The following is a 15,911-nucleotide window of genomic DNA, read 5'->3' on the forward strand; positions in this document are numbered from 1 at the left end:
CGGGCGGCCCCCCGTTACGGCGTGACCGCGTACGCCCGGGCCGACCACAGGGAGCAGCCGTACGCCGTCGCGCGGGTGTCGCACACCACCCGGACGTAGCGGGTGTCCGGCGCGTCCATGCGGACCACCTCCCGCCCGCCCGGCGCCGCCGAGACCGTGGCCGAGGTCCGCCACGCGACCCCGTCCGCCGACGTCAGCACCCGGTACGCCGACGGGTGCGCGTCCTGCCACTCCAGCACCACCTGCCCCAGCCGGGCCGGTGCCGCCAGCTCCGCCTGCCACCACGCCCCGTCCTCGGCGGGCGAGGACCAGCGGGTCGTCGGTACGCCGTCCAGCGCGGCCGAGGCCGGGAACGCGGGCGTCTCGTCCCCCGAGGACGTGGCCTTCGCCCCGGCGGCCAGCAGGTCCGGGCCGCCGGTCCGCGGGAAGGCCCGCACCGTCAGCGTGCGCGACTCCCCGCCGAAGCTGACCGGGACCTCGTACACCCCGGCCGGCGTGCCGGCCGGAACCACGACCTCCACTGGCACCTCCACCGCCGTGCCCCGCGGCAGCGTCGCCTCGCCCGGCAGCCTCACCTCGATGCCGTGCGGCGGCCGCGCCGACAGCGGGGCCTTGACCTCGCCCGGCCGCAGTCCGGCCAGCTCGGCGGCCACCTGCTGCGGGCCGCCGCCGATCTCCGCGTCCGCGCGGCCGCCGCCGCCCAGCTCGAACCGGGCCTGCGGGCCGTCCGCGAACCACGGCACCACGCCGCGCACCACGGGCGCCTCCCCGGCCCAGACCAGCCGGACCGCGTCCGCCCGCAGCCCGGTCCCGTCCGCCTGGGTCCAGCCGGAACCCGCCGCCTCGCCGAGCCTGCGCCAGCCCTGGCCCGGCACGTGCGCCTCCACGAAGGCACCCCGGACCTGCGGGCTCAGCGGCTCCGTCATCACCGTGACCGCCGACACCGGACGCGGCTGCTCCAGCCGGACCGTCCACGAGCCCTCGGCGGCCGTGACCCGGCCCGGCGCCGGCCGGCCCGCACCCGTCCAGGCGTCCGCCTCCGCCACCGCCCGGTCCAGGAACGGCTCCAGCACGCCCTTGCCGACCACCGCGCCCGGCCCGGCGGCCGCCCCGCGCGCCCCGGCGAGGGCGAGCTGCGCCCGCCAGGCGGCCGCGCCGTCACCCCGCGCCTGTGCCCGCAGCACGTCCACCGCCAGCTCACCGGCCGCCCCGTACCGGGCCAGCCGGTCCAGCCAGGGGCCGCCCTCCTCCACGAGGGTCCCGTCCGCCGGGCCGGCCAGCCGCTCCCGGGCGTGCCGCATCACCGTGAACGCCGCCCGCAGCCGGTCCGCGGCGCGGTCGGCCGCCGCCCGGTCCGCCGAGCCCCGGGCCCGCCAGAACTCGTCCACCAGCGGCTTCAGGTACGCCGACTCCTGCTGCCCCAGCCCCGAGGACGCGGTGTTCCCGGCCAGTGCCGTCAGCGCCTCCCGGGCCTGCCCGTCCCCGCCCGCCAGCTCGGCGACCGCCGCCTGCCAGGACTCCCCGGCCCGGTACCCCCGCGGGTTCCAGGCGTAATCGGCGGCCGTGAACAGCGGGATCCGCGACAGCGAACCCTGCTGGGCCGCGTTGGCCAGCAACCCCGCCGAACCGTTGGCCACGGCCGGTTCACGGCCGGTGTACGCGCCGAGGTAGATCCGGTTCGGCTCCCAGTCGTTGACCGGGTAGTTGTCCATCGTCAGCACCGGGTGATGCCCGAAGGCGGCCCGCGCGCCCACGAGTTCCTGCCCCGTGATGGTGCGCGGCACCACCCCGACACCCGTCCAGGCGACCTCGACCCGGTCGTCCAGCGCGGCCGCCAGCGCCGTCCGGTACGGCGTCGCGCCCTCCTGGTAGTACTCGGTCGGCATCAGCGACAGCGGTGCCGCGCCCGGGTGCCGCCGGGCCAGCTCCTGCGCCAGCCCGGCCGCGACCTCCGCGTGGGCCCGGGCCGCCGCCTCCGGGCCCCGCCCGTACCGCTCACGGTCCTCCGGGCAACCCCACTCCGAGTAGCTGACGTCCTGGAACTGCAACTGGAACGCGCGGAAGCCCAGCTCCCACATCCCCTCCAGCTTGTCCAGCAGCGCCTTCCGGTCGGCGGCGGAGGACAGGCACATCGACTGCCCCGGCGACACCGCCCAGGCCAGCGTCACCCGGTTCGCGGCGGCCCGTGCGGCCAGCGCCCGGAAGTCCTCCTGCTGCGCGGCCGGGTAAGCCTCCCGCCAGCGGGCCTGCCGGAACACGTCGTCGCCCGGGGCCAGCAGGAAGCGGTTCTGCTTGGTCCGGCCCATGAAGTCCAGCTGGGCCAGCCGCTGCTCGCGCGTCCACGGCTCGCCGTAGAACCCCTCGGTGATGCCACGGACCGCCGCCGCCGGCCAGTCCCGGACCAGCACCCCGGGCACCTTCCCCCGCGCGCCCGCCAGGAGTTGCCGCAGGGTCTGGGCGGCGTGGAACAGGCCGTCCTCGCCGGTGCCGGCCAGCGCCACGGTGTCCCGGCCCCCGGTCCGCCCCACCGCCACCCGGTAACCGCCGGCCGGCAGGTCCCCGGCGGGGGCCGCGCCCAGCGCCGCCAGGGCCGCCTCCGCTTCCGGGCCGCCGACCCGGACGACCGTGCCGCGCGCCGGCAGCGGCACGCCGGTCGCCTGCTCGCGCAGGGCGCGCACGCCGGCCTCGCGCAGCGCGGTGCGGACCACCTCGACGGCGTACGGGTCCGCCCCGGCCGGCGGGACGACCAGCACGGCCTCGGCGTCGAGGGCGAGTTCACGGGCCTGATCGGCCGTCATCGACTGCGGGCGGGGCCAGACGGCGGGCACGGCGGCCGCGCCCGCAGCGGTCGGGGAGTCGGGCGCGGAGGCCGGCGGGGCGGGGTCGGCGGAGGCCGCCGGGGACCCGGTTACGGCCCCGCCGAGGAGGGTGCCGAGTACCGCCACCGCCACGGCCGTGGCCCGCTTGCTGCCCCTGCGCTGCACGCTGTCTCCTCGTTCCGAGTCAGTCCCCCCGCTCGTACGAATGAGCCCGAGCCCACCACCAGTGCGGCTCAAGTGTCAATGCAGGTGAACGTTGTGACCGTTATGCCCCAGGAATGCGCGCCGGTGCGCTGGGTAGGGCTGCGGTGTTCCCGCACCGCACCGCACGGCCCGGCACCGCACGCGCCGCACGCACCGCCCGCGCACCGCCCGCGCACCGCACCGCGTCCGCCCCCGGGCGCGGCTCCGCACACCCGCAGCTGCCCGAGGAGTGACCGATGGCCGTCCGCGCCCGTTCCAGACACGTAACCGCACCGCCCCTCACCCGCCCGCCCCACCAGGGACCCGGCCCGCTCACCAGCGAGCCGCCCCTCGCCGACACCGCCCACGCCCCGCTGACCAGCGAGCCCCCGCTCACCGACGAGGCCCCGCTGACGAGCGAACCGACCACGCCCGCCACCGCCGCGGGCGACTGAGGACCCGACATGGACGACCTGGCCCGGCTCGCCGCCCTGTACGGCGTCGCGACCTCCTACCAGCCGGCCGAGGACGTCACCGTCCAGGTGCCGGAGCGGACCGTCCGGGAGGTGCTCGGCCGGCTCGGGGTGCCCGCGGGTACCCCCCAGACCGCGCGGGAGTCCCGGGCGGAGGCCGAACGGGAGGCCGCGGCCCGGCTGCTGCCGCCCACCCTGGTGCACTGGGCGGGCGACCCCGACCCGGCCGCGCTCGCCGCGCTGCCGCCGGGCAGCCGGGTCCGCGTACGCCCGGAGGACGGTGGCCCCGAGCGGCCCTGGGGTCCCGGACTGCCGTACGGAGTGCACCGGGTCCGCGCCGAGACCCCGGACGGCCGCACCGGCACGGCCACCCTGATCGCGGCCCCCGACCGGGCCCCGGCCGCGCCGGAGCGCGCGTACGGCCTGCTGGTGCAGCTCTACTCGCTGCTGTCCGCCGGCTCCTGGGGCATGGGCGACCTGGGCGACCTCGCCGAGCTGGCGCGCTGGGCCGGAGGCACCCACGGCGCCGGCTTCATCCAGGTCAACCCGCTGCACGCGGCGGTCCCCGGCACCCCCACCGACCCGTCCCCGTACCGGCCGGCCACCCGCCGCTATCCGGACCCGGTCCACCTGCGGGTCACCGACCTCCCCGAGTACGCCGCCTGCCCCGAGCGGGACGCACTGGCCGACCTCGCCGGACAGGGCGCGAGGTTGACCCGGCAGGTGCTGGAGAAGGGCGCCCTGATCGACCGGGACGCGGTGTGGGCGCTGAAGCTGGCCGCCCTGGAACTCCTCTACCGGGTGCCCCGCGACGCGGAGCGGGAGGCCGCCTACCGGGAGTTCCGCACCGCCCAGGGCCCCGCGCTGGACGCGCACGCCGCCTGGTGCGCCGAGCACGCCGGGGAGGACCCGGCCCTGCGCACCGACTTCCACCGCTGGCTGGTCTGGCTGACGGTGGGGCAGCTGACCGCAGCCCAGGAGGCCGCCCGCGCGGCGGGCATGGCCGTCGGCATCGTCCACGACCTCGCCGTCGGGGTGCACCCCGAGGGCTCCGACACGCACACCGCCGCCGGCCACTACGCGGCACGGACCACGGTCGGCGCGCCGCCCGACGCGTTCAACGCGCGCGGCCAGGACTGGGGGCTCCCCCCGTGGCGTCCGGACCGGCTGGCGGAGGACGGTTACGCGCCCTACCGGGATCTGCTGCGCTCGGTGTTCCGGTACGCGGGCGCGCTCCGCATCGACCACGTGATGGGCCTGTTCCGGCTCTGGTGGATCCCCGAGGACACCCCCGCGGCCCAGGGCACCTACGTGTCCTACGACGGCGAGGCGATGCTGGCCGTCCTGGTGCTGGAGGCGCACCGGGCGGGCGCCCTGGTGGTCGGCGAGGACCTGGGCACGGTGGAGCCCCGGGTCCGGCGGGCGCTGGCCCGGCGCGGAGTGCTGGGCACCTCCGTGCTGTGGTTCGAGCGGGACTGGGAGGGCGACGGACGCCCCCTGGACCCGGCCCACTGGCGGGCGGACTGCCTGGCCACCGCCACCACCCACGACCTGCCGCCGTCCGCCGCCAAGCTGGCGGGGGAGCACGTGGAACTGCGGGACCGGCTGGGCCTGCTGACCCGCCCGGCCGCGCAGGAGCGCGCCGAGGACGCCTCCGACACCGCCGAGTGGCTGGGCGTGCTGGCCGCGCTGGGCCTGGACACCAAGACCGAGGAGGAGGCCGTCAAGGCCCTGTACGCCTTCCTGCTGCGCACCCCGGCCCGGCTGGTCGGGGTGTGGCTGCCCGACGCGGTGGGCGACCGGCGGCCGCAGAACCTGCCGGGCACCTGGGACCAGTACCCGAACTGGCGGCTGCCCGTGGCGGACGGGGCGGGGCGACCGGTGCCGCTGGAGCGGCTGCTGGCGTCCCCGAGGGCCGAGGCCCTGTTCAGGGCGGTCCGCGAGGGGGCGGATCCCCGTACGGCACCCCCGGGCGCGCGGGTCGTTTAGGTGTTCGCTACGTTTGCACCGTGGACAAGAAGAACGCTCTGCGCGCCGGCGCCGTCTCGGCCGGTACGACGCTGATGATGCTGCTGATGACGTCTCCCGCGCTCGCGCTGACGCGTGACGACGGCGACGACCCGGGTGCCGGTCTGAGCATCGCGGAGACGCTCGGCCTGTTCGTGGCGCTGCCGATCGTCCTGTTCCTGGTCATCGCCGGTCTGGTGATGGTGGGCGACAAGTCGCGCAAGCAGGAAGCCAAGTAGTTCTCCGCCGGGTGGGCCGGCCGGTGCGGTGATACCGCGCGGGCCGGCCCCTCGGCGTACCCTCACATCCCGGCGAGCAGCCTGCGCAGCAGGTGCGTGAGGAGCTCGGTCTCCTCCTCGCCGAAGCCGGCCAGGGCCGCCTGTTGGGCGCGCAGGCCGGCCACCACCGCCTCGTCGATCAGTTCGAGGCCCTTGTCGGTGATGGTGACCTGGAGTCCCCGCCGGTCGTTCGGATCGGGGCTGCGACTGAGCAGGCCCGCCTTCTCCAGCTTGTCCAGGCGCCCGGTCATCCCGCCCGTGGTGATCATCATCGTGTCCGCGAGCCGCCGCGGCGACAGCGTGTACGGCGCGCCCGAGCGGCGCAGTGTGGCGATGACGTCGAACTCGCCGCGCGAGATGCCGAAGCGGGCGTAGACCCGGTCCATCTCCTCGCCCATGCCGCGGCTGATCCGGTAGATGCGGCCGAAGACGCCCATCGCGGTGACGTCCAGTTCCGGCCGTACGGCGTTCCACTGCGCGGTGATCGCGTCGACGGCGTCCGGGCCGGGGTCGGTGCCGGTCCCTGCGGCCGGCTTCGAGGTGTCCATGAGCGCAGTATCCGATCGTGGAAGACGGCTTGCAAGAAAGTTGCTTGACGGAAAGTAGCTTAGCGGTAAGCTACTTCCTAGCAATCTACTTCTGGGGGGAACATGAAGAAGCACGACGGCGAACGGGTCGCGGGGGAGCGGCAGCTCCTCACCGGGGTCGGCATCAGCGCGATCGGGATCGGCATGTACATCCCGTTCACCCTCGTCTTCTTCCACCACGTGACCGGCCTGTCCTTCGCGGTCGTCGGTCTGGTCCTGACCGTCACCGGCCTCGCCGGCCTGGCCTTCATGCCGCTGGCGGGCTCGGCCGTGGACCGGTTCGGCGCCAAGCGGGTCAACCTCGCCCTGTACGCCGTCCGCGCCCTCGGCTTCGCCCTGTACCCCTTCGCCGAGAGCCTGGCCGCCTTCGCCGCGGTCGCCACCGTCACCGCCCTCGCCGACCGGTCCTTCCCCGTGGTCCAGCAGGCCCTGATCGGCGAGGTCGCCCACGGCGCCGCCCGGGACCGGCTCCAGGCCTCCCTGCGGGCCCTGCAGAACGCGGGCATGGGCGCCGGCGCCCTGCTGGTCTCCGCGGTGCTCGCGCTCTGGGGCAACGCCGCCTTCGACCACACCGCGTGGGGCAACGCCCTGGCCTTCGCCCTCGCCGGACTGCTCGTCGGCCGCGTCCGGCCGGTCCGCGACGAGGCCGCCACCTCCGCCAAGAGGCCTCCGGCCGGCTACCGGATGGTGCTGCGCGACCGGCCCTTCCTGGGCCTGACGGCCGCGAACTTCCTCGCCGCGCTCGGCTACGCGGCCCTGTCCGTGCTCTTCCCGCTCTACATCGCCACCTGGCTGCGCGGCCCCGAGTCGCTGACGGGCGCCGCCTTCACCGTCAACACCGCCCTGTGCGCCGGCGTCGGTGTGCTCGTCGCCGGCCGGGTCCGCCGCTCCGGCGCCCGCCGCACCCGCTCGGCCGCCCTCGGCCTGCTGCTCTTCGCCGCCGCCTTCACCGGACAGGTCGTCCTCGGCACGTTCCGGCCCGGGCAGACCGGCCTGCTGATCGCCCTGCTCGCCATCGTCGTCGTCTACACCCTCGGCGAACTGATCCACAGCCCCTCCGGCGGCGCCCTGTCGGTGTCCGCGGCCCCGGAGCGGGTGCGCGGCCGCTACCTGGCCACCTACCAGCTCTCCTACTCGCTGGCCACGGCCCTCGCCCCCTCCCTGTTCACCGCCCTGCTCGCGGTCGACGGACGCCTCCCCTGGGCGCTGCTGGCCGTCGCCGCGCTCGGGGCCGCCCTGGCGCTGGTCCGACTGGAGCGGCACCTGCCCGCCGGGGCGGTGCACGCCGAGCCGCCGGCCCCGGAGCCGGCCACCGGATCCGCCGCCGAGCCGACCGCCGAGCCGGCCCCCGAGCCGGCCGCCACCCCCGCCCCGGCCTCCGCCGCCACTCGCTGAACGTCCTCACCACACCGGGGAGTCACACCGTGAAGCGCATCGCCACCGTCGCCCTGACCGCCCTCGCCCCCGTCTCCTGGGGCTCCACCTACTACGTCACCACCGAGCTCCTGCCGCCCGACCGGCCCCTGTTCACCGGGGTGATGCGGGCCCTGCCCGCCGGGCTGCTCCTGGTCGCCGCCGCCCGCACCCTGCCCAAGGGCGCGTGGTGGTGGAAGTCCGCCGTGCTGGGCGCGCTGAACATCGGGGCCTTCTTCCCGCTGCTGTTCCTCGCCGCCTACCGGCTGCCGGGCGGCCTCGCGGCGGTCCTCGGCTCCTTCGGTCCGCTGCTCGTCATCGGGCTCGCCGCAGTGGTCCTGGGCGAGCGGGCCGGCACCCGCGCCTGGCTCGCCGGCATCGCCGCGGCCTTCGGGGTCAGCATGGTGGTGCTGAAGGCCGGTGCCGCGCTCGACCTGGTCGGCGTACTGGCCGGCGTCGCCTCCTCCGCCTCGATGGCCGCGGGCACCGTGATGACCAAGAAGTGGGGCCGCCCGGAGGGAGTGGGCCCGCTGGCCCTGACGGGCTGGCAGCTCACCGCGGGCGGGCTGCTGATCCTCCCGGTCGCCGCCCTGCTGGAGGGCGCGCCGCCCGCGCTCGACGGCCGCGCCTACCTCGGTTACGGCTACATGATGCTGCTCAACACCGGCGCCGCGTACTGGCTCTGGTTCCGCGGCATCGGCCGGCTGTCCGCCACCTCGGTCACCCTGCTCGGCCCCCTCTCGCCGCTCACGGCGGCCGTCATCGGCTGGGCGGCGCTGGGCCAGGCCCTCACGCCGGTACAGCTCGTGGGCATGGCGATCGCCTTCGGTGCCACCGTGGCCGGCCAGCTGGCGGCAGCCAGGCCCGCGGGCGCCGCCGCACCCGGGCCGGTGGCAGGATCTTTCAGTAAGGCTGAACAAACCCATCGAAAGTTTTCGATGGACCTGACGGATGGCCGGGTGCGACGGTAGGTCCACCGACACACCGACACACCGACACCTTCCACCCGAGGGGGAGACAGCCGTGGCCGTCCTGGACCGTGCCCGCACCGCAGCTCCGCAGCAGCCGAGCACCGCCACCGCACAGCGGGGGAAGGGCGCCGTCGGCCTCGGCGTCCTCCTCGCCCTGGTGGCCACGGTCGTCTGGTCCGGCAGCTTCGTCGCCACCCGCGGCATGGCCGACACCGTCCCGCCCGTCCAGGCCGTCTTCTGGCGCTGGATCATCGCGATCCTCGCCGTCGCACCGATCGCCGCCCGCGAGGCCTGGCGGCAGCGGCACCTGATCCGCCGCCACCTCGGTTACGTCACCCTCGCCTCGTTCTTCGGCATCGCGCTGTACAACACCCTGGTCCACCAGGCAGGACTGACCACCTCCGCCTCCAACATGGGCATGATCATGGCTGCTTCGCCGGTCGTCATGGCGGTCTTCGCCCGCCTCGGCGGCGAACGGCTCGGCGCGGTCCGCACCTTCGGGATGCTGCTGGCCGCCTTCGGTGTGCTCCTGCTCGTCGGCAAGGGCTCGCCCACCGTCGACTTCGCCGCCGGCGACCTGTGGATGTTCGGCGCCGCCCTGTCCTTCGCCTCCTACAGCGCGCTGCTCAGGCGCAAACCCGCCGAGATCTCCGGCCTCACCTTCCTGCTCACCACGTTCGTCCTCGGCGCGCTGATGCTGGCCCCCGCCTACGCGGTCTCCGTCACCGTCCAGGGCGGCTTCGAGATCTCCACCGGCACCGTCGGCCCGCTGCTGTACGTCGGCGTCCTCTCCTCCGCCCTCGCGTTCTTCGCCTGGAACAAGGCCGTCACGATGATCGGCGCGGCCCGGGCGGGAGTCGTCTACTACCTCCAGCCCGTCTGCGTGGCCCTGCTCTCCTTCCCGCTGCTCGGCGAGCGGACCGGCCCCGTCCAGCTCCTGTGCATGGTGCTGATCCTCGGCGGGGTCGCGCTCGGAGCCCGCCGGTAGGTTCCTCCCATGACCGGTCCGACCACCGAATGGGACATCAAGAAGCTCCGGATCCTGCGCACGCTCAGCGAGCGGGGAACGGTGACGGCGACGGCCGAGGCGCTGCACATGACGCCCTCGGCCGTCTCGCAGCAGCTGACCAACCTGGCCAGGCAGCTCGGCGTCCCGCTGCTGGAGGCACAGGGCCGCCGGGTCCGGCTCACCGACGCGGCGCACCTGGTCCTCCGCCACGCCGAAGCGGTCTTCGCCCAACTGGAACGGGCCGACGCGGCCCTCGCCGGCTACCTCGCCGGGGAGGCCGGGGAGGTCCGGGTCGGCGCGTTCTCCACCGCGGTCCCCGCGCTCGTCGTGCCGGCCGTGGTCGCCCTGAGGCTCACCCACCCCGGGGTGTCGGTCCGGATCCGGGAGACCGACGCGGGCGAGGCGTACGAACTGCTGTCCGCGGGCGACGTGGACCTCGCGCTCTCGCTGGCGGCCCACGCGCCCACCGCCCGGGACCCGCGCTTCACCCGGATCCCGCTGCTGGCCGACCCGCTGGACGTAGCCCTGCCCCCGGACCACCCGCTGGCCACCGCCCCGACCCTGCGGCTGGCCGACCTCTCCTCGGAACCGTGGATCTACGGCGGCTCCGGACCCTGGTCGGAGATCACCCGCACGGCGTGCGAGGCCGCCGGCTTCGTGCCGGAACAAGCGCACTCGGCGGCCGGCTGGACGGCCATCCTGGCGCTCGTGGAAGCGGGCCTGGGCGTGGCCCTGATCCCGCGCATGGCGGCGACCCGCGCGACCGGCGTCACGATCCGCCCGCTCCCGCACGACCGGCCGACCCGCCACGTCATCGCCGCCACCCGCCGCGGCGCCGACTCCGCCCCCGCGGTCGCGCGCGTCCTGGCGTCCCTCCGCGAGGCGGCGGCACCGGCGCCGTCGGCCGGCGCTTGACCCTCGACCTGGTGCAGGGCACAGGGTGACGGGCGTGGAGAGCGAGATGCGCAGTATCGGTGAGCTGGCCCGCGAGAGCGGCCTGGGGGTGAGCGCCCTGCGGTTCTACGACCGGGCCGGCGTGCTCGTCCCGGCCTGGGTGGACCCGGTGAGCGGCTACCGCTGGTACGGGCCCGAACAGCTGGAGGAGGCCCGCCTGCTGGCCCGGCTGCGCAGCGCCGGCATGCCGCTGGCCGACGTCCGGCTGACCCTGGCCGGCTGGGCCGGTGCCGACACGGACCTGGTCGGCCGGCTGCTCACGGCACACCTGCGGCGCCTCGAAAGGGGCCTGGACCGGGCCCGCGGCGAGTTCTCCACCGTCCGATCGCTCCTCGAACGCAGGGAGAAACCCATGACCTCGCTCCGTACCGCCCACGCCCGGGCCTCCGTTCCCGCGGCGGAACTGGCCGCCGCACTCGACTCGGTCCGCTTCGCGGTCGGCGGGGATCCGGAACTGCCGGTGCTCCGCGGCGTCCTCTTCGACTTCGAGGACGACGCGCTGCACCTGGTGGCCACCGACCGCTACCGGATGGCCCTGGCGCGGGTCCCCACCACCGGTCCCGCCGGGCCCCGCGCCCAGGCCGTCGTGCCCGCGCAGATCGCCGACGCGATGCGGGCCCTGCTGACCGGCACGGACACGGTGTCCCTCACCGTGGACGGCGGCCGGGTCGCCCTGGACACGGGTGAGGGGGAGACGGCCGGCCAGTGCCTCGACCTGGACTTCCCCGACTACCGGCGCCTGGTCCGGCTGCCCGCGGGCCGGCGCGCGGTCGTGGAGGTGCCCGCCTTCCGGGCGGCGGTGCTGGCCGGCCCCGAGGTCAGCGTGCTCGAGGTGACGGCCGGGGGAGGGGTGGAGCTGGGCACGGACGGCGTGGCCGTCAACCGGGAGTTCCTGCTGGAGGCGCTCGGCGCGGGGGGCGCGGAGCGGGTGGTGCTGGAGCTGGGGGCGGCGACGGCGCCGGTCGGGATCCGGCGCATCGACACGGAGCACGCGTACTCCCTCCTGATGCCGATCGGCCCCGACGCGTAAGTCCCGCCCCGCGGTGCGGGCACCCCCGCCCACCGGCCGCACCCCCGCCCAGCCGCACCCCGCCCGGAGGCCCGTGCCGGGCGGGGGCCTGTACGCCGGCTTCGGCCCGACCGCGGTTCCGCGGCCGGGCGGGGCCGGGGGCGCGGGGAGCACGCTGCGCGGCCGGTGCGGGCCGTCGTGCCGTGTGCCCACCCGTGCCGCCCCAGCGGCACGACTGCCCACACGGCGGGCCGGCAGGGGTCAGGAGGCCGCGGCGTCCGCGGACTGGGCCTTCAGGGCTCGCTCGACGCCCGCCCGGGACTCCGACACCAGCCGCCGCAGCGCCGCGTTCGGCTCCGCCGAGGCCAGCCACGCGTCCGTCGCCGCGAGGGTCTCCGCGGAGACCTGCAGCGACGGGTACAGCCCGACCGCGATCTGCTGGGCGATCTCATGGCTCCGGGAGTCCCAGACGTCCTTCAGGACCGCGAAGTAGCGGTCCGCGTAAGGGGCGAGCAGCTCACGCTGGTCCGTCTGGACGAAGCCGCCGATCACGGCCTCCTGCACCGCGTTCGGCAGGTCCCCCGAGTCGATCACCGAGGCCCAGGCCGCGGCCTTCGCCTCGGCCGTCGGCCGCGCCGCGCGCGCCGTGGCCGCGTGCCGCTCGCCGGCCGCGGTCTTGTCCCGCTCCAGCTCCGCCGCGATCTCCGCCTCGTCGGCCCGGCCGGTCGCCGCCAGCCGCTCCAGGAACGCCCAGCGGAGCTCGGTGTCCACGACCAGGCCGTCCACCGACTCGGTGCCGGCCAGCAGCGCCGCCAGGAAGTCCAGCTGGGCCTCCGTACGTGCGGTGGCCGCGAACGCGCGCGCCCACGCCAGCTGGTGGTCGCTGCCGGGCTCGGCCGCACGCAGGTGCTCCAGCGTCGCGCCGGTCCACTTCGCCAGGCCGGTCTCCCGCCACGCCGGGTCGGCGTACAGGTCGAGCGCCAGCTTCACCTGCCGGTGCAGCGACTGCACCACGCCGATGTCGGACTCCTTGCCGATGCCGGAGAGGACGAGGGACAGGTAGTCGCGGGTGGCCAGCTCGCCGTCCCGGGTCATGTCCCAGGCCGAGGCCCAGCACAGCGCCCGCGGCAGCGAGGCCTCGAAGTCGCCGAGGTGCGCGGTCACCTTCGCGAGCGAGTGCTCGTCCAGGCGGACCTTGGCGTACGACAGGTCGTCGTCGTTGAGCAGCACCACGTCCGGGCGCTCGTGCCCCACCAGCTCCGGGACCTCGGTCAGCCCGGCCGCCGCGACGTCCAGCTCGACCCGCCGCTCGCGCAGCAGCTTGCCGCTCGACGCGTCCAGCGAGTAGAAGCCGACCGCGATGCGGTGCGGCCGCAGCACCGGCTCCCCCTTCGCGCCGGCCGGCAGCGCCGGGGCCTCCTGGCGGATCCGGAAGGAGGTGATCTTCCCCTGCTCGTCGGTCTCGATCTCCGGGCGGAGGACGTTGATGCCCGCCGTCTCCAGCCACGCCTTCGACCAGGCGGCCAGGTCACGGCCGGAGGTCTCCTCCAGCGCGCCGAGCAGGTCGCTCAGCCGCGTGTTGCCGAAGGCGTGCGCCTTGAAGTACGCCTGCACGCCCTTGAAGAAGGCGTCCATGCCGACGTAGGCGACGAGCTGCTTCAGCACCGACGCGCCCTTGGCGTACGTGATGCCGTCGAAGTTGACCAGGACGTCGTCCAGGTCGCGGATCTCCGCCATGATCGGGTGGGTGGACGGCAGCTGGTCCTGCCGGTACGCCCAGGTCTTCATGGAGTTGGCGAAGGTGGTCCACGAGTGCGGCCACTTCGACTCGGGGTGGTACGCCTGGCAGGCGATCGACGTGTAGGTCGCGAAGGACTCGTTCAGCCAGAGGTCGTTCCACCACTCCATGGTGACCAGGTCGCCGAACCACATGTGGGCCAGCTCGTGGAGGATCGTCTCGGCGCGCACCTCGTACGCCGCGTCCGTCACCTTCGACCGGAAGACGTACTGGTCGCGGATGGTGACCGCGCCCGCGTTCTCCATGGCGCCCGCGTTGAACTCCGGCACGAACAGCTGGTCGTACTTGGCGAAGGGGTAGGCGTAGTCGAACTTCTCCTGGAACCAGTCGAAGCCCTGACGGGTGACCTCGAAGATCGCGTCCGCGTCGAGGAACTCGGCGAGCGAGGGCCGGCAGTAGATGCCCAGGGGGACGGTCTGCCCCCCGGGACCCTCGTACGTGCTGTGCACCGCGTGGTACGGGCCGACGATCAGCGCGGTGATGTACGTGGAGATCCGCGGCGTCGGCTCGAAGGCCCAGACGTCGTCCTTCGGCTCCGGCGTGGGGCTGTTGGAGATCACGGTCCAGCCCTGCGGGGCCTTCACGGTGAACCGGAACGTGGCCTTGAGGTCCGGCTGCTCGAAGGAGGCGAACACCCGGCGGGCGTCGGGAACCTCGAACTGGGTGTACAGGTAGGCCTGCTGGTCGACCGGGTCGACGAAGCGGTGCAGGCCCTCACCGGTGTTGGTGTACGCGCAGTCCGCGACCACCCTGAGCTCGTTGCCACCGGCCTGGAGGTGCGGCAGCGCGATCCGGGCGTCCCGGAACACCGCGGCCACGTCCAGCGACTTGCCGTTGAGGACGACCTCGTGAACGGTCGGCGCGACCAGGTCGATGAAGGTCTCGGCCCCCGCCTCGGCACAGTCGAAGCGCACGGTGGTCACGGAGGGGTAGGTGCCGCCCTCCTGCGCTCCGCTGAGATCGAGCTCGATCTCGTACGAGTCGACGGTGAGCAGCTTCGCCCGCTGCTGAGCCTCTTCACGGGTCAGGTTCGTGCCAGGCACGCGTTCATCTCCTTCGATGGTGACGTTGCCGGGCCATCCTTCCACGCGGACCCCCGCCCCGCGCCGGAGTAATCCACGGGCGAACACGGCGGGGCGCGCCGCACCCGCCGGAGGTCCCGGCCCGGGGCGCGGGACCGCCGGGACGCGCCGAGGGGCGGCACCCGCAACGGGTGCCGCCCCTCGGCCGTGCCGGCGCGTCCGCGGGCTCAGCCCTGCCGGAGCTCCTCGGCCACCAGCTCGGCGATCTGCACCGCGTTCAGCGCGGCGCCCTTGCGCAGGTTGTCGTTGGAGAGGAACAGCGCGAGGCCGTGCTCGACGGTCTCGTCGGCGCGGATGCGGCCGACGTACGAGGCGTCCTTGCCGGCCGCCTGGAGCGGGGTCGGGATCTCCGAGAGCTCGACGCCCGGGGCGTCCTTCAGCAGCTCGTACGCGCGCTCGACGCTGATCGGGCGCTCGAAGCGGGCGTTGACCTGGAGGGAGTGGCCGGAGAAGACCGGCACGCGCACGCAGGTGCCGGAGACCTTGAGCTCCGGGATCTCCAGGATCTTGCGGGACTCGTTGCGGAGCTTCTGCTCCTCGTCGGTCTCGAAGGAGCCGTCGTCCACGACGGAGCCGGCGAGCGGGACCACGTTGTAGGCGATGGGGCGCTTGTAGACGCCGGGCTCGGGGAACTCGACGGCCTCGCCGTCGAAGGTGAGCTGGTCGGCGGCCTCGGAGACGGCGCAGGCCTGGGTCTTCAGCTCCGCGACACCGGCCAGGCCGGAGCCGGAGACGGCCTGGTAGGTGGTGGCGACCATGGCGACCAGCCCGGCCTCCTCGTGGAGCGGGCGCAGCACCGGCATGGCGGCCATGGTGGTGCAGTTCGGGTTGGCGATGATGCCCTTGGGGCGGTCCTTGATCGCGTGCGGGTTGACCTCGGAGACCACCAGCGGGACCTCGGGGTCACGGCGCCAGGCGGAGGAGTTGTCGATCACCACGGCGCCCTGGGAGGCGACCTTCTCGGCGAGGGCCTTGGAGGTGGCGCCGCCGGCGGAGAACAGGACGATGTCGAGGCCGGTGTAGTCGGCGGTCGACGCGTCCTCGATCGTGATCTCCCGGCCCTCCCACTCCACGGTGGAGCCGGCCGACCGGGCCGAGGCGAACAGGCGCAGCTCCTCCACCGGGAACTTCCGCTCGGCGAGGATGCGGCGCATCACGCCGCCTACCTGTCCGGTGGCTCCGACGATTCCGACCCTCACGGTGACTCCTTCTGGTGCGTACAGCTCGTTCAAGCCTGCTCCATCATGCGTGCGACCCCGGCCCGCTTGTCCAATCTATTGCGCGTGGTGTCCGCAGGGCGGACGGGTCACGGGCCTGCGGTCCACTGT

Annotated in this window: 12 protein-coding genes; 8 read left to right on the forward strand and 4 right to left on the reverse strand. The window is 74.8% G+C overall.

Annotation, left to right across the window (positions count from 1 at the left end; genetic code table 11):
* Nucleotides 1-14: 14 nt before the first annotated feature.
* The gene (locus ACFY61_RS06240) at nt 15-2,984 is read right to left on the reverse strand and encodes a beta-N-acetylglucosaminidase domain-containing protein (protein ID WP_389467619.1); all 2,970 of its coding nucleotides are present in this window, start codon (nt 2,982-2,984) and stop codon (nt 15-17) included.
* Between the two features lie 275 nt (nt 2,985-3,259).
* Here ACFY61_RS06240 and ACFY61_RS06245 point away from each other — a divergent pair, with 275 nt between their 5' ends.
* Genes ACFY61_RS06245 through ACFY61_RS06255 form a run of 3 tightly spaced genes read left to right on the forward strand, consistent with a single transcriptional unit; the run spans nt 3,260 to nt 5,721 of the window.
* Complete coding sequence (locus tag ACFY61_RS06245; RefSeq protein ID WP_389467622.1) at nt 3,260-3,457, forward strand: hypothetical protein; 198 nt, start codon at nt 3,260-3,262, stop codon at nt 3,455-3,457.
* Between the two features lie 9 nt (nt 3,458-3,466).
* Nucleotides 3,467-5,464, forward strand: a complete 1,998-nt coding sequence (locus ACFY61_RS06250; protein WP_389467625.1) for a 4-alpha-glucanotransferase — start codon at nt 3,467-3,469, stop codon at nt 5,462-5,464.
* A gap of 20 nt (nt 5,465-5,484) precedes the next feature.
* Nucleotides 5,485-5,721, forward strand: coding sequence for a hypothetical protein (locus tag ACFY61_RS06255; protein ID WP_389467627.1), 237 nt, complete (start codon nt 5,485-5,487; stop codon nt 5,719-5,721).
* A 62-nt stretch (nt 5,722-5,783) separates the two neighbouring features.
* On the opposite strand, the gene ACFY61_RS06260 is transcribed toward ACFY61_RS06255, so the two are convergent.
* Nucleotides 5,784-6,308 carry a MarR family winged helix-turn-helix transcriptional regulator gene (locus ACFY61_RS06260; RefSeq protein WP_389467630.1) on the reverse strand — a complete coding sequence of 175 codons (525 nt, stop codon included), beginning with the start codon at nt 6,306-6,308 and terminating at the stop codon, nt 5,784-5,786.
* 102 nt (nt 6,309-6,410) lie between these two features.
* Here ACFY61_RS06260 and ACFY61_RS06265 point away from each other — a divergent pair, with 102 nt between their 5' ends.
* The 5 genes from ACFY61_RS06265 to ACFY61_RS06285 are packed head-to-tail and all read left to right on the forward strand — an operon-like array spanning nt 6,411 to nt 11,724.
* Nucleotides 6,411-7,742, forward strand: a complete 1,332-nt coding sequence (locus tag ACFY61_RS06265) for an MFS transporter (protein WP_389467633.1) — start codon at nt 6,411-6,413, stop codon at nt 7,740-7,742.
* Nucleotides 7,743-7,771: 29 nt separating this feature from the next.
* Nucleotides 7,772-8,731, forward strand: coding sequence for an EamA family transporter (locus ACFY61_RS06270; protein ID WP_389467635.1), 960 nt, complete (start codon nt 7,772-7,774; stop codon nt 8,729-8,731).
* Nucleotides 8,732-8,783: 52 nt separating this feature from the next.
* Complete coding sequence (locus ACFY61_RS06275) at nt 8,784-9,719, forward strand: DMT family transporter (RefSeq protein WP_389467637.1); 936 nt, start codon at nt 8,784-8,786, stop codon at nt 9,717-9,719.
* 9 nt (nt 9,720-9,728) lie between these two features.
* Nucleotides 9,729-10,655, forward strand: coding sequence for a LysR family transcriptional regulator (locus ACFY61_RS06280; protein WP_389467640.1), 927 nt, complete (start codon nt 9,729-9,731; stop codon nt 10,653-10,655).
* Between the two features lie 46 nt (nt 10,656-10,701).
* Nucleotides 10,702-11,724: a MerR family transcriptional regulator gene (locus ACFY61_RS06285; protein ID WP_389467643.1), complete on the forward strand. Its 1,023-nt coding sequence runs from the start codon at nt 10,702-10,704 to the stop codon at nt 11,722-11,724.
* 240 nt (nt 11,725-11,964) lie between these two features.
* Here ACFY61_RS06285 and pepN read toward each other — a convergent pair whose 3' ends face one another.
* Together pepN and ACFY61_RS06295 are read right to left on the reverse strand one after the other, a co-directional pair.
* On the reverse strand, nt 11,965-14,544 hold the full coding sequence (gene pepN, locus ACFY61_RS06290) for an aminopeptidase N (RefSeq protein WP_389467645.1): 2,580 nt from the start codon (nt 14,542-14,544) through the stop codon (nt 11,965-11,967).
* 206 nt (nt 14,545-14,750) lie between these two features.
* Nucleotides 14,751-15,782, reverse strand: coding sequence for an aspartate-semialdehyde dehydrogenase (locus ACFY61_RS06295; protein WP_389467647.1), 1,032 nt, complete (start codon nt 15,780-15,782; stop codon nt 14,751-14,753).
* Between the last annotated feature and the right edge of the window lie 129 nt (nt 15,783-15,911).

The organism is Streptomyces sp. NPDC012888 (assembly GCF_042900645.1).
GTDB lineage: Bacteria > Actinomycetota > Actinomycetes > Streptomycetales > Streptomycetaceae > Streptomyces.